Source organism: Citrobacter sp. RHBSTW-01044, from assembly GCF_013781945.1.
GTDB lineage: Bacteria > Pseudomonadota > Gammaproteobacteria > Enterobacterales > Enterobacteriaceae > Citrobacter > Citrobacter braakii.
Genome location: NZ_CP056180.1, coordinates 1,282,903 through 1,305,032 on the forward strand (window position 1 = coordinate 1,282,903; position 22,130 = coordinate 1,305,032).

The following is a 22,130-nucleotide window of genomic DNA, read 5'->3' on the forward strand; positions in this document are numbered from 1 at the left end:
GCTATTTCACGAGAACGGTAATCGTGGCTGTACCGCTAAATTTACCTGGGGCTGGCGTTCCACCGAGGAGATTGATCGGCCATGCCTCCAGGCTGATGACCCCCCGGCCGGAAGGATGGATACCGATTAACCCATTTGTGAACGGGATATTGATGTGGGTGTCGTCGATACGAGCCATTCTCACGCCGATGTCCGGGGTATTATCGGCCTCCCGGCGGCGGGCGACTAACGTGTACTGATCAAGCAGATCATCGCCATCAATCCTCATTTCCATCTTATTGTTGATGCTTGATGTATCGCCACAGTCGTAGACAATATCAAAATTGACTGGTGTATAGCCGTCCGGCATCTCATTACGGGTAGTGAAACGGCTGGTGTTGATATAACCGAGATCGACCTGAATGACGTCGCCCTGGTTGATTTTACAGTCCTGAGGCACGGTAATGCTCCCCTGGATGCGCAGTTCGGCGATATCTCCCAGGCTGTTCATTGACGGAGGGGAGGTCGTCGTGCTCCATCCGGCCCGTACGGAGGCGATTAGGGTATCTGGAATCACCAGTTCACCTAAGAAGGGTTTGGTGACGTACAGCGTAAAACGGGTACGTGCGCCTATCGTCACCGGCGCGGCGCGATTCTCCGCCGGATCGTCGGTACACACGCTGCCTTTGGGGTTGTTTATTTCATACGAGCCATTTTCTCTCAATGGGTCACGGTTTGTCGGTAAGACGGCTGTGGCGCCGGGAATATCGTCAACTTCGGTTTTAATATCCAGATTATCATTCAGATGGTAAAAGCCGCTGAGTTGACCGATTCCGGGTAGCGCGCTGGTGACCGTATAGAACAGCGCCACTCTGCTACCCGCGCCACAGTCACAATCAATTTGATAGGCACCGCCCGAGAGCGGTGTCGGCAGCTCCAGCGAGGTTCCGGCGACGTTCTGGGCTTGTGTCCAGTCGCTGGAGACATCGGCGTTAAAGCGACCTGCTGCGGCGCAGGACCCGTTCGCCGCGTAGACCGGGGCGATAGATAGCACCAGCAGCGCGGCGGCAATCCCATTTTTCATCCACGAATTCTTTATTGACATAGTGCGTTCCCATTATGTATTGCGGCGCTGCGAGCGGCATCTTCCTGCAGGCTGAAGGTAAACTGGCACTGTTGATCAGGCTGATTGCCCCAGCGCACGGACCACCTCTGCGGCTGATTGTTCACGCCGGTGATATACAGCACGCCGCCTTCATCGACGATGCTTTGCTGCGTCTGGCTGCTGGCTACTGCGCCGAAGGGCAGCGCATTCCCTCGCGCATCGGTGAGTTTCAACAGCACGCGGTAGCCGGTCTGGGCAATAAAGTGCGCCGTTACGGCGGCACCGCGATTAGGCACCACGGTACGCACGGTTTCGGTCACATCGACATTATCCGGCATCATAGTGGTATCGAGAGAGATGGCGTTTTCCTGATACGCGGTCAGATAGGGGATAATGGCATAGCCAAAATAGTCGGTGGCGATGCCCGGATAGTTTTTCACCCGGATACCTGCCGCGCCGTTGGCGTCAATCAGCGCAAAGGCATTACCCAGCGGCTGCGACAGCGTCACGCCGTGGGGATGGGCGACAATACCACCGGAGAGGCCGTAGCTCATCTGCTGGCTATCGCTGCTGTAGTCGTAGCCCGCATTCATGGTGCCATAGGCAGAGCGATAGCTGCCGTACAGGCTGCTGCTATCACCACCGCCGCCTTCGCTTTGCCGCTGTTTGAGGCTATAGCTCAGTCGACGGTCTTCCAGCATCGAGCCGTTGATACCCACTTCGTGCTGTGTGGCGCGATCGCGTTGATCGGTGGTGCGCCAGGTTGCCCGCGCATGCGACAGCCAGCGATCCAGCGGTACGCTCAGGCTGAGCGACAGCGTCCGATCGTTGTCGCTGTCCTGCGAATCGGTGAACTGGCCGCTGAGGTTATAGCTCACGCCCCATAGATTGCCGTTCAGGCCGATGGACAGGTTTTTATCCTGCCCCCCGCGATCCCAGTACTTCTGCTGCGAGCCGGAGGCGTAGAAGCTGATACCAGAAAACAGCGACTGGCTGACGGTGAACTGAGCTTCATCGCGCAGGCGGTCGTCGGCGCTGATGTCCTTCTGGTTGGCGTCGGAGAAGTTGAAATAACCGCTGCTGGTGTAGCGATAGTAGCTTACTGACACGCTGGTGCCGCTTTCCGGTAGATCTTTGATGTACTGGGTACGCCAGCTGTAGCCGTGATAGTTTTCATCGTTATCAAGCTGGGTATTCGCACGGCTGACATCCATTGATACCGCCCCAAGTTCGCCGAGCGTAGAGCCGAGACCCAGCGCCAGCGCCCGATAGTCCTGCGAGGCATTCAGGCCACCGTACAGGGTCAACACGTTGTTCAGGCCATAGCTGGCGGTGCTTTCAAGGAACTCCGGCTCGTTGCTGTCCTGCGAGCTGGCGGCGCGAAAGCGCCCGGCGGTGGCGCTGTATTTGAGATATCCCGGCCTCTGCATCTGCGGTAGCGCGGAGAACGGCTGGACGAAGTGCCGCACGCTACCGTCGGCCTCTTCGATAGTGACGTCTAAATCGCCGCTGAAGGAAGAGGGGTAGAGGTCGTTGATTTCAAAAGCGCCGGCCGGGACATTGCTTTGATACAGGGTGTAGCCGTTTTGCCGTACCGTGACGATAGCGCTGGAGTTGGCGATACCGCGAATAGTCGGCGCAAAGCCGCGCTGGCTGTTGGGTAGCATGGTTTCATCGGAGTACAGCCGCACGCCGGTAAACTGATAGCTGGTGAATACCGTGCCTTCCGTTGCGCTCTCGCCCATTACCAGCTGCGATTTCAGACTTTTGATATCCCGCTGCAACCAGCTATTAATGCTCTCCCAGCGTGTGTCGTTATCGTTGTGCGTCCAGGTGGAATAATTGCGCAGCCGCCAGGGGCCGATATTGGCGCCGTTTTGCATATTCAGATACTGGCGCTGGGTGTTATCGCTGTCGTATTGGTTCTGCGAGCCGCTAAAGGCGTAGTTGGTAAACAGCACCGGCATACCGTCGTCCCAGCGGGAGGGGTCAATATAGCCGCGGGCGTCGCGGTACAATGCAATCTGCGGCACGCTGAGATTCAGCCGGCTATGGTTGAAGTCGAACTGAGAGACGCTGCCGGGGATGGCCTGCGCCAGATCGGCAATTATCGTACGGTTGTCCTGCTCCGCAAGCTGCGGATAGTTGTCGATCTTAAAGCCTAACTCACGTAGCTGCCCAAGGGTGAACTGAGGAATCAGCTGGTGGTCTTTACCGGCGATGAACGGCAGCGTACGTTGTACCGTTTTCTTTTTATTAATATAAATATCAACAATATATTCACCAGGGAGCTGGGCGTTATTCTGAGAAAATACGTTGAGATCCACTGCCCGCTGGCCACTTTTCTCCGTTTCCAGCAGCGCCGGGTCAAAATAGAGATCGCTGGCCCAGGCCTGGCATGCGCTCAGGCATCCGCTGACAATCGCGCAATGTATCCAGACAGAGAGCCGTTTCGTGGTTAATAAATGCGGTGTTAATTGCACCATTTCGCTTGTCATTCCTTGAGAGCTATTATCGTGTGGTCAACGTGGGGGACGGCTATTGCAGCGTTCGGGTTTCCGTTTTGGTGGCCCCGCCGTAGTCGTTAATGGCTGCCCACTGCACCGTTTTCCCTGCAGAAGCGGGAACCTCGATCTGTTTATGCTCGCCGGGAGCGATATAGTCGATTTTACTGGTGAGATCGGTTTTCCCGAGCGCAATACCGGCAAAGACGACGTGATAAGCTGATGGGTTATAGATGTCTAACTTATTATTGCTATATTTATATTCGAGAGATTTATAGGCATCGTAAGGTTTACCCGTTAAATTGGCTGGCCGATAGAATAGTTTGATACGCGTTTTAAATACCAGGGTCAGCATATTATTATCGCTGTCGGCAGACTGGCTTTTTGCCGGGATCGCGCGGACGTTAATAAAGAAAAGTGATTCTTTGTTATTAATGATGTTTTCAGATGATTTAATTATTCGTAGTGATGAATCGCTGCCCGAATCCAGACGAAATAGCGGTGGCGTAATAATAAAAGGACCACGCGCCGTTCCTTGCGCATTATCGACCCACGACTGTAATAAATAGGGCAGGTTCTCGCTGCGGTTAGCCACCGGCAGGGCGGCCTCTTTTTTCCCGGCATCGTAGATGACGCGAGTTCTCTCTAGCACAATTCCACCCGCGAGGCACTGGCTGACCCAGCCGCCAAGCAGCATCGATAATACGAGAATAGTGTGTTTTTTCATCACAGTCATCCTTAACCAGACGTCAGAAAACGTCTCTTTCCGTCCTTGCTGGAAGAAAAGAGACGACGTACGGGAATTAGCGGTAGTCTATGGTGACATCCACGCTGGCGTTGGCTTCCCCAGGGGTGATCAGTGATGAATCAACGGTGGAGACGTAATAGGCTTGCAGACCTACGGTAGTGGTGCCATCGGCTTCCGGGGTAAAACTAACTTTCGGCGTGGTGAGCTTATTCAGCGACATTTGTTGGCCGTCGCTGGCTCTGTCGATACGGATACCCACGCCGGTTGCAGGGGTATCCAGGCTGCTAACGGCGACCAGATCGTCGTGATTGGCCACGGTGCCGCCTGCACGCGTTTCCAGCCACACCTGGAACGAGTTGTCCGTTGTACCATCAACGTGTTCCCACGGGGTGGTTGGGCAATTTTTTAACGGAATATCAACCGGAATCGCCGGGGAACGGTCGCCGACGCTTTTAAACTGAGCAGCGGCGTAGTGACCCAGTTCTACGTTGATGACATCGCCATTAGAAAACTCACAGGTGCTGGTTAGAATTTCACCCGTAAATTCAATGGTGCCATCTGTCGCCCATGCGCTTCCCGCAGAAAGCGCTATCAGGCTAACTGCTATAGATTTTGTAATTTTGTTCATTAAATTCCCTCTTATCCGATAAACCTATTGACAATTAAATTTATGAAAACATACAGGTTAAAATTAATTGCGGGGCGATGGTATTCGATATTCGTGCATAAGCAAGTTAAGGCGTGATGTTTTCAGATTATATTTATTAAAAATAAGCGAATTAACTGTCATTGTATTAAATAATATTAAATTAGTGAGGGGTGAAATATTATAATAACGAATGTTTTTGCTAAGTATTATACTCGTGATGATATTAAGCCCTTAATATTCAGTTGCGTGTTTTTTAGCTAAATATTTTCCTTTCTTGCATTCCTGTTTACTCATCCCATCACATCTTCTGCTGTAAAATTGTACAGGTGTAAATGATTGTTGATTCGGATAGCCAACAGTGTTGGTTAAAAGTGATGTTTGTCACAATTATCTGGTAAATGTGAACAGTAGTACTCTTCAGAATGCGGCTTGTGTCATTAGACTAGGGCTTCTAAAACGGGAGGACCCATGGCTTTGCATTCCACGCGCTGGCTGGCGCTCGGTTATTTCACCTACTTCTTTAGCTACGGTATTTTTCTGCCTTTCTGGAGCGTCTGGCTCGAAGGGCTGGGGCTGACGCCGGAAACCATCGGTTTACTGCTGGGCGCGGGGCTGATTGCCCGTTTTCTCGGCAGTTTGCTGATTGCGCCGCGCGTAAGCGATCCCTCTCGTCTGATCTCCGCTTTACGTATTCTGGCCCTGTTGACGCTGGTGTTTGCGCTGGCCTTCTGGGCGGGCACCAACGTGGCGTGGCTGATGGTGGTGATGGTCGGCTTTAACCTGTTTTTCTCGCCGCTGGTGCCGTTGACCGACGCGCTGGCCAACACCTGGCAAAAACAGATAACCATGGACTACGGTCGGGTAAGACTGTGGGGATCCGTTGCCTTTGTGATTGGCTCCGCGCTGACCGGCAAGCTGGTGAGCCTGTTTGACTATCGGGTGATCCTGGTCCTGCTGTCGCTTGGCGTCGCGTCGATGCTATTGGGGATGATGATCCGCCCGAGCGTGCAGCCAGCGGGGGAAAACCGTCAGCAGGAGAGCGCGGGATGGCCCGCCTGGCGTGCGTTGATAACCCAAAGCTGGCGTTTTCTGGCCTGTGTGAGTTTGTTGCAAGGTGCGCATGCCGCTTATTACGGGTTCAGCGCCATCTACTGGCAGTCTGCCGGATATTCCGCTTCGGCGGTGGGCTATTTGTGGTCATTAGGCGTGGTGGCGGAAGTGATTATTTTTGCGCTCAGTCACAAGCTATTCCGCCGCTTTAGCGCGCGCGATTTGCTGCTGCTTTCCGCTGTTTGCGGCGTGGCACGTTGGGGGTTGATGGGCTGGAGCACTGAGCTACCGTGGCTGATCGTGGTGCAAATCCTCCATTGCGGAACCTTTACCGTCTGCCACCTGGCAGCAATGCGCTATATCGCGACGCGCCAGGGCAGCGAAGTGATACGTTTGCAGGCGGTGTATTCTGCGGTGGCGATGGGCGGCAGCATCGCCATCATGACCGTATTCGCAGGCTACCTGTACCAGAATCTGGGCAACGGCGTATTCTGGGTGATGGCGCTGGTGGCGCTACCGGCAATCTTTCTGCGCCCGAAGGTGGTGGCGCAGCCTGCAACGTTATGATTCGAGGATTTTGCGGATCTGCTGCTGCTGATGCGGCGTAAGTGCCAGATCCGCATGAATCAACGGCGGTGAAAACAGCGGCAGCGGCGTGGTATACGGCGTAATAATCAACGTGACTCCGCGCGGCGAACCCTGTTTTTGAAAGTCCTGCATCGGCATATGTTTTACGTTGAGCGGCAGCAGCGTCAGTTCGCGCAGCTGTTGCTCAATATGCGCTTCAAGTTGTTCATTGTTGCCGGTCAGCAGGATAATCTGCTTCTCGTGCAAATCCTTCTCCTGCATCAGCCAGGCACCGAAAATAACGGCGACCAGCCCGATCTCTTCTTCTGAAAACTGCACATCGTACTCCGCTTCGAAGCCATGTATCGCCTCGCGGGTAGTACGAACCAGACGGGGATAAAGTCGGCTGAACTCCTCCGGCAGCGTGTTATCTATGCCAATGGCAAACACGCTGCGGTTAAGCGCCTGGGCAAGGTGAATATACAGCTGATCGTTCAGTCCTTGCTCATCGCTGAAGTGCACATTGCCATACTCGCGAAAACGCAGCACCAGCCGTGCAATAGCAAGGCGCAGGCGACGATCCTGCTGGTGGTTATCGCGCACGGGGTCGGGGATACGGAGCATTGAGAACAGCAACGCCATAAACAGCGATTCGCCCGGCGGCGCACTCTGCATGACGTGGCGCTGCCAGTGGCGGCCAATTTCCTCAGCGAGCGGATACTCTGCGCAGGATTGCGCCCAGCGTTGCTGGAGCGGATTAAATTCCGGGGTGACTCCCGCGTGATGCTGTAGCAGACAATACTGTAAATACAGGCGCAGGAACTGGACGTCACGGTACTCAAACGGCTTCTGCAAGCGCCGGGAGCACAGATTAATGAGCGCATGCAGATTGGTGTCGTCATACAGCGTACGCGCGATACCTTGTTGTTTCAGCGCCATTTTTAATGCGGGTGTGAAATGCTGGGCGATAAAAGTCGGGCAGATCCGCAGACCGCGGCGCAGCCACTGCAACAGACACAGGCGCTGATTTAGCGGGGTCCCTTCGATCGTATAGCCGCCATTCAGCGCGGTGGTAATCGCGAGTCGGTGATAGCGCTGGATTTCGAGTCCTGCGCCAATAATATCTTCCTCAACAGTGGCATCATCAACGCCATTGAGGCTACTGAAGGTTTGAGCTGTAGCGATTTGCCCTGGCAGGAAAAGCGTCAGCAGCACCTGGCAACGGCGCTGGGGAGCGGAAAGTACAGATGGTGGAGCAAGCGTTGACATCATCTGTAGAATCTCCCGTAAGTATGTTTGATAAGAATAGCTAAAGTTTGCTCATAGATTTGGAGAATGGAATGCTTTCCACCAGGAATGCTGGAGAGCGTCACAGAATTTTTAACGTGCGGAACAGATAGCGGGAGTGGAACGCAGCGCGTTAACTGGCTTTTTCACTGTTTTATCTTCTATTGAGACATAAAAAAAACCCGCCTGAGGGTGACGGGTTGAGAAGACGAGTGGAAATGCGCGGTCTGGTGTTACTGCTCGCGGCTCAGCGTTAATCCCACATCACCGCCAGGATGTACAGACAATAGCGTCTCTTTTGAGTAACCGCTTTCGCTCATCAGACAGGCGCAGGCGGCGTCAAAGATAGCCAGGACCAGTAAAATTGAGGTGGTGGCCAACATGTTCAGCGGGTCGGCCTCACGCTGGACGCCGGTGGAAATCACCAGCCTCGACGCTTTAGCAATGGCTGAGTCGGCGTTTTCAGTCACGCTCAGGATGGGCACATTTCTCGCAGCCAGTCCGGGCAGCAGCCGAGTGAGTTCATCCGAATTTCCCCCGCGTGATAGCATAATGACCAGGTCATCGGCGCGTAAAAAACCGAGATCGCCATGCGCCGCATCCGTCGCGTTGAGGTAAATCGCCGGACGTTCCACGCAGGCGAGCATGTGCGCGACTTTACGCGCCGCAATACCGGATGTACCGACGCCAGTGACGACGATTTTCCCCTGGCAACCGCGCAGCTCCGCCATTAGCGACTGCCAGACCGGTTCAGTCAGATGCTGTCCCAGACCTGCGAGGGCATCGCTATAGAGCTGAAATACGCCGGTGGCCTGAGACCAGGAGTCACTCATGCGTCCTCCTGCATCAGTTGGCGGTATTTCATATGATCCTGATACATCTCGTGGAATACCCGATATTTGCGATCGTAGTACTGCTTAATGCGATTGGTCTGCGGGGTGACCGTTTTACCTATCCGGCTCATCGCCGACATCGCTTCCGGGAACGTGTCGAACACGCCTGCGGCGATAGTCCCCATCATCGCGCCGCCCAGCAGCATGGCTTCGCTCTCTTCAGGCAGCAGCATGGCGCAACCGGTGGCGTTGGCATGCTCCTGAACGAAGATCGGGTTTTTCGTCCCGCCGCCGCTGGCCATGATCGTATCGATGGTGTAGCCGCTTTGGTTCATCGTTTCAATGATATGGCGCGTTCCCAGCGCAATGGCCTGGATGGTTGCGAGGTACTGGAGCGCCATATCTTCCGGCGTGCGGGACAGCTTCAGTCCGGTGATTGCTCCCGTGAGCGTGGGGTTAGCGCGCGGCGAGCGGTTGCCGTGGAAATAGGGCAGGATGTGCATGTCACGGGTCAAAAAGGCGATATCTTCCGGCTCACCAGCCATTTTACGCAGCAGCGCATTCAGCACTTCATAAATGGTTTGTCCCTGAGACTTAGCCTGCGTCAGCAGGGTTTCGTAACACGGGTGCGACTGAATAACGTGGTCGATTAACGCCCCGGTTGCTGATTGTCCGCCTTCATTAAGCCAGTATTCCGGCAGTACGGCTGAGTAGTAAGGGCCCCAGACGCCGCCGATAAAGCGCGGCTCTTTGGAGATCGCCATGTGTCCGGTGGAGGTGCCACCAATTAGCGCGACACGACGGTCAAAATCCGCCACCTCGCCGGAAACTCCGCTTGCGCCGAGCGTACCGAGTGTGCCGGCGTGGGCATCGATTATCGAAACGCTGACCGCGGTCCCCGGAATCAGTCCCATTTCGCTGGCGGCGCGCGCGGACAGCCCGTGACCGAGCGGTTCACCCATGGTTTTCACGTAGCGACCAATTTTGGCAGCATCATGTTCCAGCAGGTCTTCCAGCCCAATCTGGCGGAAATAGCTGGCATCCCATTTGTCTTCATGGCCCATATAGGTCCATTTACACACTGTCGAACACAATGAGCGTGTGTCATCGCCTGTTGCGCGCCAGGTCAGGAAATCGGGCAGATCAAAGTAGTAACCCGCATTGGCCCAGGTATTGGGCATATGCTGCTTCAGCCACAGCAGCTTGGGCGTTTGCATTTCCGGGGAGATAATGCCGCCAACGTAGTCCAGCACCCGATGATGCAGGGCGTTAATGCGTTCAGCCTGGGTAATGGCGCGGTGATCCATCCACACAATGATGTTCTGTTCGCTGCGCCCGGACGGGCTGATGGTCAGCGGTTTACCTTCTTTATCCAGCACCACCAGTGAGCAGGTAGCGTCAAAGCCCAGACCTTTCACCTGGATTGGGTTGATATCCGACTGATTAATCGCATCGCGAACCGCGTTACACACCGCCTGCCAGATGTTATCGGAAGACTGCTCAACAAAATCGGCCTGCGGGCGGTAAATCTCGATAGCCCGACTGGCCTGGCCGACCATTCTGCCGTTGAGATCAAACACGCCGGCACGGGCGCTTCCGGTTCCGACATCCACACCAATAAAGTAACTTGCCATAATTTTTTCTCCTGAAATCAGGCTTTACGATTCTGTAATGCGATAAAGAGGATCAGCACCGCGCCCCACAGGGCCATCGTCAGATAGCTGCTGACCCCCAGCAAGTTAAGGCCGCTTTCCAGCATTTGCAGCACAATCAGCGCCAGTACCAGGCCGATAATGCGCCCGAAACCGCCATCCGGGTTGATGCCGCCGAGGACGGAGGCAAGGATGGTGACCAGCAGGTAGGACTCACCGTATCCGGCTTTTGCCGAGTTGAATTTCGCCATCATCAGAATGGCGGCGACCCAGCCGAGCAGGGCAGAAATCACGTACACGGAAATTTGTACCCGGACGGTATTTACGCCGCTGTAGCGGGTAGCCTGTTCATTGGAACCCACGAGATACAGACTGCGCCCAAGCGTGGTGTGCTCCAGCAGTACCCACAGCAGGATTGCCACCAGGAAAAAGAGCAGCAGCGCTACCGGAATACCGGCAATCGTGGCGTTACCAAGATATTGAATGGCGGTCGGGAAACCGGAAATCACTGTCCCATTGGAAAGCAGAATATTCAGCCCGGAGATAAGCGTCATCGTGCCGAGCGTGGCGAGAATCGGCGAAACCCCGACCCAGGCAATCAGCGCGCCGTTGAGCGTACCGATTGCGACCGCCACGGCAGCGCCTGCCAGCAGCGCCAGCACCAGAAACAGCGGGTTATCCGGATGGGTGACGATAATCGCCGCCATTACCAGCGAGCAGGCATTCGCTCCTGCAATTATCGACAGGTTTATGCCGCCGGTCAGCATGGTCATGCCCATCCCGAGGGCCAGCATGCCAAGGATCGGCAGTTGCGAGCCAATCGACTGGAAGTTAGCGACGCTGAAAAAACGGCTGCCGAGCAGGGCCGAGAAGACCAGGGCGACGACCACAATAATGACGCATTGCAGACGAATGATGGCATCACCGGGTAAAAATCTGGCGATTGTTTTCATCTCAAAGCTCCCTTGCCAGTTTGCGTTTTTCATTCCAGGCCGTGGCGCTAATGCTGACCAGGATAATGGCGCCGCTGAACACGGTGTGCCAGTAAGAGGAGACGCTGAGCAGCGTCAGGCCATTTTGTAAGAAGGCCAGCAGAACCACGCCGAGCAGTGTTCCGGTTAATGTTCCGCGTCCGCCGCTCATGCTGGTTCCGCCGAGCACGACCGCCGCCAGCACCGTCAACTCAAAGCCGAGCAGCGAATTGGGCGCAACTGACTGGGTGATTTGCGCCTGAACCACGGCGGCAACGCCTGCCAGAATGCCCATGTAGCCATACACGTAGAAATGCAGCTTCAGCAGATTCAGTCCCAGACGCGAGGCCGCATCACGATTACCGCCCATGGCGTAAACCTGACGGCCAAGACGGGTATAGTTCATCAGCACGGCGGTAAAGATGATCACAGCCGCAAGGCACAGCAGGGGCAGTGTCAAGCCGTAGTCGTAGCCATCCGCCGCGGTGAACGAGAACCAATTGATGCCGTTCATAAACCAGTCCGGAAAGCCGTACAGCCAGGTGCCTTTGGTGGCGTACACCAGCAGACCGTAGTAAACGTTCAACGTGGCGATGGTAATGATGATGGCCGGAACGCGCAGCCAGTAGACCAGGAAGCCATTAATAAGTCCCAGCAGCAGACCCACCGCAATCGCGATGATTAACGCCAGCGCGAAGTTGCCGCCGTGGCCGATAACCCAACTGGCCATCGCATACTGGGCTATCGCGGTCATCGCCGGAAATGAGATGTCGATCCCGCCGGAAATCAGTACCACAAACAGCCCGCAGGCAAGGATGCCGAGAATCGCATAGCTGGTAGCCACATCCGTCAGGTTCCCCAAAGACAAGAACTCATCGGTGCTGATGCTCAGCCCAACGGCAAGGGCCACAACCAGCAGGCCCAGCCAAAACTCATGTTGCCCGATTAAACGGGAGAGATGCATCTTATTCATTGATTACCTCGACCACTTCAGCAATCTCCTCTTCACGGCACTGATGAGGATTAAATTCCGCCACCAGCCTGCCGCGACGCATCACCAGCACGCGGTGGCTGTTGTAATACGCTTCCGGGATTTCATCGCAAATCATCAGCACCGCCATACCCTGTTCCGCCAGATCGCGGGCTATCTGGTAAATACCCTCTTTGTTGGCGATATCTACGCCTACGGTAGGGGAGTCGAGGATCAGGATGCGGGGATTAGTCGCCACCCATTTGGCAATGGCGATACGCTGGGCATTACCGCCGGAAAGGGTTTTAACCGGCAGGTGTGGATCGGACACTTTGATATTCAGCTCGCGGATCAAGTCGGCGACCAGCTTTTGCGCTTTACGATGATCGAGCAGGCCGCTGCCAGTATGCAGTTGATCAAACACCGTGACGATGGTGTTGTCGTAGATCGACTGCTCCATGATCAGCCCCTGCGTCAGGCGATCTTCTGAGACGTAGCCGATCCCATGTTTGATGGCATCATGGTTATTGCGAAGAGTGACCGGCTGGCCGTTAATGCGAATCTCACCGCTTTCTGGGTGCGTCATGCCAAACAGGCTCAGACAAAGTTCGGTGCGTCCGGCGCCCAGCAGCCCCACAATGGAGACAATCTCGCCGCCGTGCAGCGACAGATTAATGTTTTGGTATTTGCCTCTGCGGCTGAGGTTGCGCAGCTCCAGCAGGGGCTCTTGCTCAATAGCGGGTCTTTCCGGCAGCGGGCTATAGTGGAAGCGTTGTCCGGTCATCAGGAAAGCCAGCTCGTGGCTGTCGAGTTCGCTGGCAGGATAAGTGCCCACCAGTTTGCCGTCGCGCATCACGCTGATGCGGTCAGCCACTTCCATCACTTCATCCAGACGGTGGCTGACAAACACTACACAAATTCCGGCAGCTTTTAGTTCGTTAACGACCCGTAGCAGGCCATTAACCTCCTGACGGGTTAGTGAGGCGGTAGGCTCGTCCATAATCACCAGACGCGCATCGGCGGCAATCGCCCGGCAAATGGCGACCAGTTGTCGGTCGGCAATCGAGAGTTTTTCAACCTTTTTATCGGGATCGATGTTCACACCGATGCGCTTCATGGCTGCCAGCGCCTGCTGCTTCATGGCGCCACGACGTACCCAGATATCGCCACCGGGCAGATAGCGGTTGACCGCGATATTCTCCGCGACGCTAAAGTTAGGGAACAACGACAGGTCCTGGTAAATAACCTGAATGCCATAATGGGAAGAGAGCTGCGGCGTCAGGTGATGGAACAATTTGCCATCGAGTAAAATCTGCGCGCCTTTTTCCGGATGATAAACTCCGGAGATCACTTTAATAATGGTACTTTTACCACAGCCGTTTTGACCCGCCAGACAGTGAACTTCGCCTTTTCTCAGCGTCAGATTCACGTTATCCAGCGCCAGCACGCCCGGGAATTGTTTGCTGATATTCTCAAGAGTGATAAATGCGGTGGTGTCTGCCATGGACAATACCCCTGCGAGCGCCCGGATGGACGCTGAGTGTTAGTTTGGTTGATAGCGCCGGCCAGACGGCCGGCGTTAAGGTTCCCTGGTGTTGGCTAAAGCCTTAGAAACCAAGTGATTGTGCGTTGTCTTTGGTGACTTCGAGGATCTTGTTAAAGCGGATCACTTTCTTCTCCGTGTCGATATCGGCTTTCCCTAAACCATCGATACTCAGGTCGGCGTTAACTTCTTTGCCCTGCAACAGCTGATCGGCAACCGTTACCAGCGCGTAGCCCGCGTCTTTTGGATCCCACAGCAGCGCTTTTTTGATATTACCGCGCATCAGGTAAGGTGCAGCCTGTGCTGGCATTGCGATCCCGACAACGGCGATTTTATCTTTGGCGCGTTTTTTCTGCACAGCCTGACCCGCACCGATTGGACCCAGCGAGCCGAAACCGATAATGCCTTTCATCTGCGGATAAGTTTTCATGAGGTCCAGCGTCGTGGCGTAGGATTTATCGATGCTTTCCGCAACCGGCAGACGTGAAGTGACCTCAAACATTTCCGGATATTTTTCTTTCTGGTACTTAATTGCATAATCCGCCCACGCGTTATGCAGCGGCACCGTCAGTGAACCGACATAGATGGCGTAACCCCCTTTGCCGCCCATGTTTTTTGCTAACTCATCGACGTTGGCCTGTGCGTATTTTTCACTATCGATGGTTTCGATATCCCATTGGCCAATTTGCTCATCCGGGGATTCGTGCGTCAGAACGACAATGCCTTTATCGCGCGCTTTTTTCAGTACTGGCTCAAGGACCTTGGCGTCATTCGGTACCACGATGATGGCGTTGACGTTTTTGGCGATCAGATCCTCAATCACTTTGACCTGCTGTGCCGGATCCGGCGTGGAAGGCCCGGTCTGGTAAGCATTCACATCCAGTTTTTTTGCTGCTTCATTAACACCGGTTTCCATCCGGTTAAACCACGGAATCCCGGTGACTTTGGCAACCACAGCAATTTCATATTTTTCCGCCGCAAAGGACGTGCCGGACAACATGCATGCAGAAACCAGGGTTGCACTGAGTAATGCGAGTTTGAATTTCATAGTTGTACCTTTCGTAGGGGGCAGGACATGTCACGGCGTGAAGTTAACAACGAATGGAAGAGGGAATGAATCACAAGTTTGGTGAATGTGATCTATGCCCATTATTGTAATTTTATGGAAAATAAACGGTTAAATATTGGTTAAATTGGAACGGAAATACACTCAGTAATTTAAATTCAGTGTTAACAAAACATTAAAATGAAACCATAAATTAACAAATTGTTATCATTTTACTTAAGTTGTGGCGACGAAAAGGTATTTGGGAGGATGTTGCTGAAGAAGAAATTGTTGAAATTGAGAACTGAATCGATACCGGAAAAGGAGGCTCAACATTTTTTCGTTCAATGGTATCCTCAGCACACTTTCGCCAAACACAGCATCATTATTTGTGGCGGTGTAGATTTTTCTCGTGGAGAACTCATGCAAGGCGTTAAACGTATCATTATGACGTTGTTTCTCGCGATCCTGTCCTTTGGCGCAGGTGCGCATCCCCACAGCTTTATCCATTTGAAAACCGAGATAGTGAGCGAGAATGACCAGTTCGTCGCGCTAAAAATGCGCTGGACGATGGATGAAATCACCTCGGCAGATCTGCTTTACGATGCGGGAAATGCCAAACCTGGTGATGAGATCTGGAAAAAACTGGCGGCAGAAGTGATGGCCAACGTCCTCGGGCAGCACTATTTCACCGAAGTGTGGCACGACGGGAAAAAGGTAAAGTTTAAAAACAGGCCGACGGAATATGGCATGGAGCGTGAAGAACATCAGGCAGTGCTGAAGTTCGTGTTGCCGCTGGCGGAAGCTCAGCCGCTGAGCGGTCAAAAATATACCATTTCAACCTTCGACCCCACCTACTACGTTGATATGAGCTATGACAAAGACAGCGATGCCAGGCTGGCGCAGGCCATAAGTCAGCAATGCCGTATCTCAGTACATACGCCGACGCCGAATGAACAAATGCTGAGCTTTGCGCAGTCGCTGGATAAAGAAGACGCACCGCCGGAGGATATGGAGTTGGGTAAACAGTTTGCACAGACGGTGACGCTGCAATGTCCGTAGTTTATCAACAACGCGCCGCCAGACGCCGCTGGTTCACGCTATGGCCGCTGGCGGTGTTTTTACTGCTGGCTGCAGTCGGCATACTGTGGCTATGGCAGGCCTGGCCGCAGGTGATGATGAAAAGTGTCGTCTGGCAGCGCGACGTTAACCAGCAGATGAGCGGTTTGCTGAAAGCCGTTGCCGCCAATCCGGCCCAGGCCGGGGGATCGCTGCTGCTGTTTAGTTTTCTTTATGGTGTGCTGCATGCGTTGGGACCAGGACATGGAAAAGTCGTCATTACCACCTGGCTGGCAACGCATCCCTCGAAGCTGAGGTCGAGTATTGGCCTGACGCTGGCCTCATCTTTATTACAGGGACTGGTCGCCATCGGGCTGGTGGTTGTGGTGCTCACCATTTTGCAGTTGCCTGCGCGACAGCTACATATGAGTAGTTTCTGGCTGGAGAAAGGGAGTTATGCGCTGGTTGGCGTGTTGGGCATTTTATTGTGCGTCCGTGCGCTGAAGAAATTGCGCCAGTTGCTGTGTCGCCCGAAATTTATCGCCTTCACGCCGCAGCATGTGCATCACGAGGGCTGTGGCTGTGGGCATCAGCATTTGCCTGATCCTGAACAGCTGCAAAGCGGTGATGACTGGCGCGCCCGGCTGATGATCGTTTTGTCTATGGGAATGCGGCCATGCTCCGGGGCAATTATGGTTTTACTGTTTAGCAAAGTGGTTGGCGTTTTTAGCTGGGGCATGGCGTCGGCGCTGGCGATGGCGGCAGGAACCTCTTTGACGATTACGTCACTGGCTTTGCTGGTACACAGTTTCCGCTCGCTGGCGGTGAGACTTAGCGGACATAAAGCGCCGGTGCTGTGGCGACAGATTGGCTGGACGACGCTGGCATTAGCCGGTGGTGCGGTGCTGATTGCTGCTGCGGTAGTGATGTGGGTGAGCGCGGTGCCGGTGGGGCGAGGGATTAGACCGTTTTAATCAAAGCCGGATGGCGGCCTGTATCAACACGTAAGCCCGGTAGCATGACACCACCGGGCTGTACTGAATTAACGCTTCAGCGCGTCGCTCAGTTCGTCACGCATGTTAGCCAGCATGGCTTTCACTACGCGCGGATTACCTGCAACGATGTTGCCAGTCGCCATGTAGTTATGACCGCCGGTGAAGTCGCAAACCAGTGCGCCTGCTTCACGAGCAATCAGCTCACCTGCGGCGAAATCCCATGGTTTCAGACCGATTTCGAAGTAACCGTCAACACGTGCAGCGGCAACGTAAGCCAGATCCAGCGCAGCAGAACCTGTGCGGCGGAAGTCAGCGCACTCGGTAAACATCTTGCCAAGAATTTTCATGTAAGACGTGGCGTGCTGTTTCGCTTTGAACGGGAAACCGGTGGCGATGATGGTACCGTCCAGATCGCGTGCAGTGCTGCCACGCAGACGGTAGCCGTTCAGCTGTGCGCCCTGGCCGCGGGTTGCGGTAAACAGTTCGTTACGCATTGGATCGTAAACAACGGCGACTTCAGTACGGCCTTTAATGCGTACTGCGATGGAAACCGCGAAGTGCGGCAGACGTTTTACGAAGTTGGTGGTGCCATCCAGTGGATCGATAACCCATTGAACATCCTGATCTTCACCAACATGCTCACCGCTTTCTTCGGTGATGATGGTGTGCTGTGGGTAAGATTTGCGAATTGTTTCGATAATAATCGCTTCGGCGGCTTTATCGACATTAGTCACGAAATCATTGCTGCCTTTCTGGCTGGTTTCTACAGAGTCTGGCGTTTCGTAGTGTTTGGCAATTACATTACCCGCCTTGCGCGCTGCGCGCACGGCGATGGTCAGCATCGGATGCATCGGTCTCTCTCACTGGATGTTAAAGAACGGGAAAACGGCGCAGAGTATAGCAGCGAGTTCGGAATATGTCTTCGTTTTATGGTAATATGCCCGAATAATCTTTAGCCGAAGAAATACAATGCTGCAAAATATTCGAATCGTGCTGGTGGAAACCTCTCACACTGGCAACATGGGCTCTGTGGCCCGCGCAATGAAAACCATGGGTTTAACTAATCTGTGGCTGGTAAATCCACTGGTTAAACCGGACTCCCAGGCCATCGCCCTGGCGGCAGGTGCCAGCGATGTGATCGGCAGCGCGCAGATCGTCGATACTCTCGATGAAGCGCTGGCGGGTTGCAGCCTGGTGGTGGGTACCAGCGCGCGCTCCCGTACGCTGCCGTGGCCAATGCTGGATCCGCGTGAATGCGGTTTAAAAAGCGTCTCTGAAGCAACGAACTCGCCGGTGGCGCTGGTGTTTGGACGTGAACGCGTTGGCCTGACCAACGAAGAGCTGCAGAAGTGTCATTATCACGTCGCCATTGCCGCGAACCCGGAATACAGCTCGCTCAACCTGGCGATGGCGGTGCAGGTCATCTCTTATGAAGTTCGCATGGCCTGGCTGGCAACGCAGGAAAGCGACAAGACCGCAGAATACGAAGAAGCTGAGTATCCGCTGGTCGATGATTTAGAGCGTTTTTACGGTCATCTGGAACAAACGCTGCTGTCGACCGGGTTTATCCGCGAAGGACATCCGGGGCAGGTGATGAACAAGCTGCGCCGTCTGTTCACTCGTGCGCGTCCTGAGAGCCAGGAGCTGAACATTTTGCGCGGAATTTTAGCTTCTATAGAGCAGCAGAATAAAGGCAAGTAAGCGTCCTGATGCCGGATGGCTGCACGATTTCCAGGCCGGATTAGCGAAGCGCCATCCGATAAATGAAAATGGCACTGAAGGTTAAATACCTGACTAAATTAGTCAAGTAAATAGTTGACTGATTTAGTCGGGAATGTCAGACTTGCCCCTGCTATGCAATACCCCCATTTTACAATAAAAAACCCCGGGCAGGGGCGAGTTTGAGGCTAAGTAAGACATGAGACTGACATCAAAAGGGCGTTATGCCGTGACCGCAATGTTGGACGTTGCGCTCAACTCCGAAACGGGCCCGGTACCGTTGGCTGATATTTCTGAACGTCAGGGAATTTCCCTGTCATATCTGGAGCAGCTGTTTTCCCGTTTGCGTAAAAACGGTCTGGTTTCCAGCGTACGTGGACCAGGCGGCGGGTATCTGCTGGGTAAAGATGCCGGCAGCATCGCAGTAGGTGAAGTGATTAGCGCTGTTGACGAGTCTGTAGACGCGACCCGTTGCCAGGGCAAAGGCGGTTGTCAGGGCGGCGATAAATGCCTGACCCACGCGCTGTGGCGCGATCTGAGCGATCGTCTGACCGGTTTCCTCAACAACATTACGTTGGGCGAACTGGTGAATAATCAGGAAGTCCTGGATGTGTCTGGTCGCCAGCACACACATGACGCTCCACGCAGCACCCGCACGCAAGACGCTATCGACGTCAAACTGCGTGCCTAATAAAAATTACGCAATAGCTTCTGGTTGCATTAAGGCAGCCAGAAAGATGAAGCGTAAAAAGTATTTCAGAATCAGGCCGGGGTGCCAGACGCCCCGTTAACTCGGTCGTACATCCAGCCGGTTGCCTGATTCCTTGCATTGAAGCGATGTACGGAGTTTATAGAGCAATGAAATTACCGATCTATCTCGACTACTCCGCAACCACGCCGGTGGACCCGCGTGTTGCCGAGAAAATGATGCAGTGTCTGACCTTGGACGGAAACTTTGGTAACCCAGCTTCCCGTTCACACCGTTTCGGCTGGCAAGCTGAAGAGGCGGTAGATATCGCCCGCAATCAGATCGCTGATCTGGTCGGTGCCGATCCGCGTGAAATCGTCTTTACTTCCGGTGCGACGGAATCCGATAACCTGGCGATTAAAGGTGCAGCCAACTTTTACCAGAAAAAAGGCAAGCACATCATCACCAGCAAAACCGAACACAAAGCCGTGCTGGACACCTGCCGTCAGCTGGAGCGCGAAGGGTTTGAAGTGACCTACCTCGCCCCGCAGCGTAATGGCATTATCGACCTGAAAGAACTTGAAGCGGCAATGCGTGACGACACCATTCTGGTCTCCATCATGCACGTTAACAACGAAATCGGCGTGGTACAGGATATCGCAACCATCGGCGAAATGTGCCGTGCCCGCGGTATCATCTATCACGTTGATGCGACTCAGAGCGTGGGCAAACTGCCTATCGATCTGAGCCAACTGAAAGTTGACCTGATGTCCTTCTCCGGCCACAAAATCTATGGTCCGAAAGGTATCGGCGCGCTGTACGTTCGTCGTAAACCGCGTATTCGTATTGAAGCGCAGATGCACGGCGGCGGTCACGAGCGCGGTATGCGTTCCGGTACGCTGCCTGTGCACCAAATCGTTGGGATGGGTGAAGCTTACCGTATCGCCAAAGAAGAGATGGAAACCGAGATGGCGCGCCTGCGCACTCTGCGTAACCGTCTGTGGAACGGCGTGAAAGATATGGAAGAGGTGTACCTCAATGGTGACCTCGAGCAGGGCGCACCGAACATTCTCAACGTTAGCTTCAACTTTGTTGAAGGCGAGTCGCTGATTATGGCGCTGAAAGACCTGGCTGTGTCCTCCGGTTCTGCATGTACCTCTGCAAGCCTGGAGCCATCCTACGTGCTGCGCGCGCTGGGGATGACCGACGAGCTGGCACATAGCTCAATTCGTTTCTCTTTAGGTCGTTTTACTACCGAAGAAGAGATTGACTACGCCATCAATCTGGTTCGCAACTCCATTGGCCGCCTGCGCGACCTTTCCCCGCTGTGGGAAATGTTCAAACAGGGCGTGGATTTGAACAGTATTGAATGGTCTCATCACTAATTCGGCGCACATAAGGAGAATTCAACATGGCTTACAGCGAAAAAGTAATCGATCATTACGAGAATCCACGTAACGTGGGCTCTTTTGACAACAGCGACGAGAACGTGGGCAGCGGCATGGTGGGTGCACCGGCCTGTGGCGACGTGATGAAGTTGCAGATCAAAGTCAACAATGAAGGTATCATTGAAGACGCGCGTTTCAAGACTTACGGCTGCGGTTCCGCTATTGCCTCCAGCTCTCTGGTTACCGAATGGGTAAAAGGGAAATCTCTGGACGAAGCACAGGCGATCAAAAATACCGATATCGCCGACGAGCTTGAACTGCCACCAGTGAAAATTCACTGCTCTATTCTGGCTGAAGACGCGATTAAAGCCGCGATTGCGGATTACAAAAGCAAACGTGAAGCAAAATAATTAAGAGTTGAGGTTTTATTATGTCGATTACCTTAAGCGACAGTGCAGCAGCGCGTGTAAATACCTTCCTGGCAAACCGCGGTAAAGGGTTTGGTCTGCGTCTGGGCGTGAGAACCTCCGGCTGCTCAGGTATGGCTTATGTACTGGAATTTGTTGACGAGCCGGCGGCTGAAGATACCGTGTTTGAAGACAAAGGCGTAAAAGTCGTGATCGACGGTAAGAGCCTGCAATTCCTCGACGGTACGCAGTTAGACTTCGTCAAAGAAGGTCTGAACGAAGGGTTTAAGTTCACTAACCCGAACGTGAAAGACGAATGTGGATGCGGCGAAAGCTTCCACGTGTAACGCGCTTACTGATAACCCCACCGTGGTCGCCTGCGCGTGGGGTTTGTTTTACCTGACTCTCTGGTTTTGCCTCATCGAACAACAGAGAATCGATGCCCTGAGAATGTTATGGACTACTTCACCCTCTTTGGCTTACCGGCCCGTTATCAGCTCGATACTCAGGCGCTGAGCCTACGTTTTCAGGATCTGCAACGTCAGTATCATCCTGATAAATTCGCCAGCGGTTCTCAGGCGGAACAACTTGCTGCGGTTTCGCAGTCCGCCACTATCAACCAGGCCTGGCAAACGCTGCGTCATCCTTTGATGCGCGCCGAATACTTGTTGTCTTTACACGGCTTTGATATCCGCAGCGAGCAGCACACGGTGCGCGATACCGCGTTTCTGATGGAACAACTGGAGCTGCGTGAAGAGCTGGACGAGATTGAACAGGCAAAAGACAATCAACGGCTGGATGCGTTTATGCAACGCGTCAGCGAAATGTACAACGTTCGCCATCAACTGATGGTGGAACAGCTGGATAGCGAGACGTGGGACGCAGCGGCAGATACCGTGCGTAAGCTGCGTTTTCTCGATAAACTGCGAAGCAGTGCAGAACAACTCGAAGAAAAACTGCTCGATTTTTAA

At 53.9% G+C, this 22,130-nt stretch carries 21 protein-coding genes; 9 read left to right on the forward strand and 12 right to left on the reverse strand.

Features of this window, described 5'->3' with window-relative positions:
* Window position 1: 1 nt before the first annotated feature.
* The 4 genes from HV352_RS06140 to HV352_RS06155 all read right to left on the reverse strand — a co-directional run bounded on the left by HV352_RS06140 (window position 2) and on the right by HV352_RS06155 (window position 4,964).
* A complete protein-coding gene (locus tag HV352_RS06140; RefSeq protein ID WP_131379782.1) occupies window positions 2–1,084 on the reverse strand; it encodes a fimbrial protein in 1,083 nt (360 codons plus the stop codon).
* A complete protein-coding gene (locus HV352_RS06145; RefSeq protein ID WP_075847641.1) occupies window positions 1,075–3,570 on the reverse strand; it encodes a fimbria/pilus outer membrane usher protein in 2,496 nt (831 codons plus the stop codon). The genes HV352_RS06140 and HV352_RS06145 overlap by 10 nt, the downstream gene beginning before the upstream one ends.
* A 52-nt stretch (window positions 3,571–3,622) precedes the next feature.
* Window positions 3,623–4,315: a molecular chaperone gene (locus HV352_RS06150; RefSeq protein ID WP_016154019.1), complete on the reverse strand. Its 693-nt coding sequence runs from the start codon at window positions 4,313–4,315 to the stop codon at window positions 3,623–3,625.
* A 76-nt stretch (window positions 4,316–4,391) separates the two neighbouring features.
* Entirely contained in the window at window positions 4,392–4,964 is a 573-nt protein-coding gene (locus HV352_RS06155; protein WP_016157146.1) for a fimbrial protein, read from the reverse strand.
* Window positions 4,965–5,453: 489 nt separating this feature from the next.
* Between HV352_RS06155 and HV352_RS06160 the strand changes: the two genes are divergently transcribed.
* Window positions 5,454–6,602, forward strand: coding sequence for a 3-phenylpropionate MFS transporter (locus HV352_RS06160; protein WP_019077391.1), 1,149 nt, complete (start codon window positions 5,454–5,456; stop codon window positions 6,600–6,602).
* On the opposite strand, the gene csiE is transcribed toward HV352_RS06160, so the two are convergent.
* The 7 genes from csiE to HV352_RS06195 all read right to left on the reverse strand — a co-directional run bounded on the left by csiE (window position 6,597) and on the right by HV352_RS06195 (window position 14,906).
* The gene (gene csiE, locus HV352_RS06165; RefSeq protein WP_181635285.1) at window positions 6,597–7,874 is read right to left on the reverse strand and encodes a stationary phase inducible protein CsiE; all 1,278 of its coding nucleotides are present in this window, start codon (window positions 7,872–7,874) and stop codon (window positions 6,597–6,599) included. The two genes, HV352_RS06160 and csiE, sit on opposite strands and share 6 nt — an antisense overlap.
* A gap of 248 nt (window positions 7,875–8,122) precedes the next feature.
* On the reverse strand, window positions 8,123–8,722 hold the full coding sequence (locus HV352_RS06170; protein ID WP_047358248.1) for an SIS domain-containing protein: 600 nt from the start codon (window positions 8,720–8,722) through the stop codon (window positions 8,123–8,125).
* Complete coding sequence (locus HV352_RS06175; protein ID WP_003847100.1) at window positions 8,719–10,356, reverse strand: FGGY-family carbohydrate kinase; 1,638 nt, start codon at window positions 10,354–10,356, stop codon at window positions 8,719–8,721. Before HV352_RS06175 ends, HV352_RS06170 begins: the two co-directional genes overlap by 4 nt.
* Window positions 10,357–10,373: 17 nt before the next feature.
* The gene (locus HV352_RS06180; protein WP_003037658.1) at window positions 10,374–11,327 is read right to left on the reverse strand and encodes an ABC transporter permease; all 954 of its coding nucleotides are present in this window, start codon (window positions 11,325–11,327) and stop codon (window positions 10,374–10,376) included.
* Window position 11,328: 1 nt separating this feature from the next.
* A complete protein-coding gene (locus tag HV352_RS06185; protein WP_008785467.1) occupies window positions 11,329–12,318 on the reverse strand; it encodes an ABC transporter permease in 990 nt (329 codons plus the stop codon).
* Entirely contained in the window at window positions 12,311–13,819 is a 1,509-nt protein-coding gene (locus HV352_RS06190; protein ID WP_016154014.1) for a sugar ABC transporter ATP-binding protein, read from the reverse strand. The genes HV352_RS06185 and HV352_RS06190 overlap by 8 nt, the downstream gene beginning before the upstream one ends.
* Before the next feature lie 103 nt (window positions 13,820–13,922).
* Window positions 13,923–14,906: an autoinducer 2 ABC transporter substrate-binding protein gene (locus HV352_RS06195; RefSeq protein WP_181635286.1), complete on the reverse strand. Its 984-nt coding sequence runs from the start codon at window positions 14,904–14,906 to the stop codon at window positions 13,923–13,925.
* A gap of 420 nt (window positions 14,907–15,326) precedes the next feature.
* Between HV352_RS06195 and HV352_RS06200 the strand changes: the two genes are divergently transcribed.
* Window positions 15,327–15,965, forward strand: a complete 639-nt coding sequence (locus tag HV352_RS06200; protein WP_181635287.1) for a DUF1007 family protein — start codon at window positions 15,327–15,329, stop codon at window positions 15,963–15,965.
* A complete protein-coding gene (locus tag HV352_RS06205; RefSeq protein WP_181635288.1) occupies window positions 15,956–16,936 on the forward strand; it encodes a nickel/cobalt transporter in 981 nt (326 codons plus the stop codon). The genes HV352_RS06200 and HV352_RS06205 overlap by 10 nt, the downstream gene beginning before the upstream one ends.
* Window positions 16,937–17,004: 68 nt before the next feature.
* On the opposite strand, the gene suhB is transcribed toward HV352_RS06205, so the two are convergent.
* Complete coding sequence (gene suhB, locus HV352_RS06210) at window positions 17,005–17,808, reverse strand: inositol-1-monophosphatase (RefSeq protein WP_016157140.1); 804 nt, start codon at window positions 17,806–17,808, stop codon at window positions 17,005–17,007.
* 118 nt (window positions 17,809–17,926) lie between these two features.
* Between suhB and trmJ the strand changes: the two genes are divergently transcribed.
* The 6 genes from trmJ (at window position 17,927) to hscB (ending at window position 22,130) form a co-directional block, all read left to right on the forward strand.
* Window positions 17,927–18,658 (forward strand): tRNA (cytosine(32)/uridine(32)-2'-O)-methyltransferase TrmJ, encoded by a 732-nt coding sequence (gene trmJ / locus HV352_RS06215; protein ID WP_016157139.1) that lies wholly within the window; start codon window positions 17,927–17,929, stop codon window positions 18,656–18,658.
* A gap of 217 nt (window positions 18,659–18,875) precedes the next feature.
* Window positions 18,876–19,367, forward strand: coding sequence for a Fe-S cluster assembly transcriptional regulator IscR (gene iscR / locus HV352_RS06220; protein WP_005120405.1), 492 nt, complete (start codon window positions 18,876–18,878; stop codon window positions 19,365–19,367).
* Window positions 19,368–19,534: 167 nt separating this feature from the next.
* On the forward strand, window positions 19,535–20,749 hold the full coding sequence (gene iscS, locus HV352_RS06225; RefSeq protein WP_016154009.1) for a cysteine desulfurase: 1,215 nt from the start codon (window positions 19,535–19,537) through the stop codon (window positions 20,747–20,749).
* A gap of 26 nt (window positions 20,750–20,775) precedes the next feature.
* The gene (iscU, locus tag HV352_RS06230; protein ID WP_002913991.1) at window positions 20,776–21,162 is read left to right on the forward strand and encodes a Fe-S cluster assembly scaffold IscU; all 387 of its coding nucleotides are present in this window, start codon (window positions 20,776–20,778) and stop codon (window positions 21,160–21,162) included.
* A 20-nt stretch (window positions 21,163–21,182) separates the two neighbouring features.
* Entirely contained in the window at window positions 21,183–21,506 is a 324-nt protein-coding gene (gene iscA, locus HV352_RS06235) for an iron-sulfur cluster assembly protein IscA (RefSeq protein ID WP_003835203.1), read from the forward strand.
* A gap of 108 nt (window positions 21,507–21,614) precedes the next feature.
* Complete coding sequence (gene hscB / locus HV352_RS06240; protein ID WP_016154008.1) at window positions 21,615–22,130, forward strand: co-chaperone HscB; 516 nt, start codon at window positions 21,615–21,617, stop codon at window positions 22,128–22,130.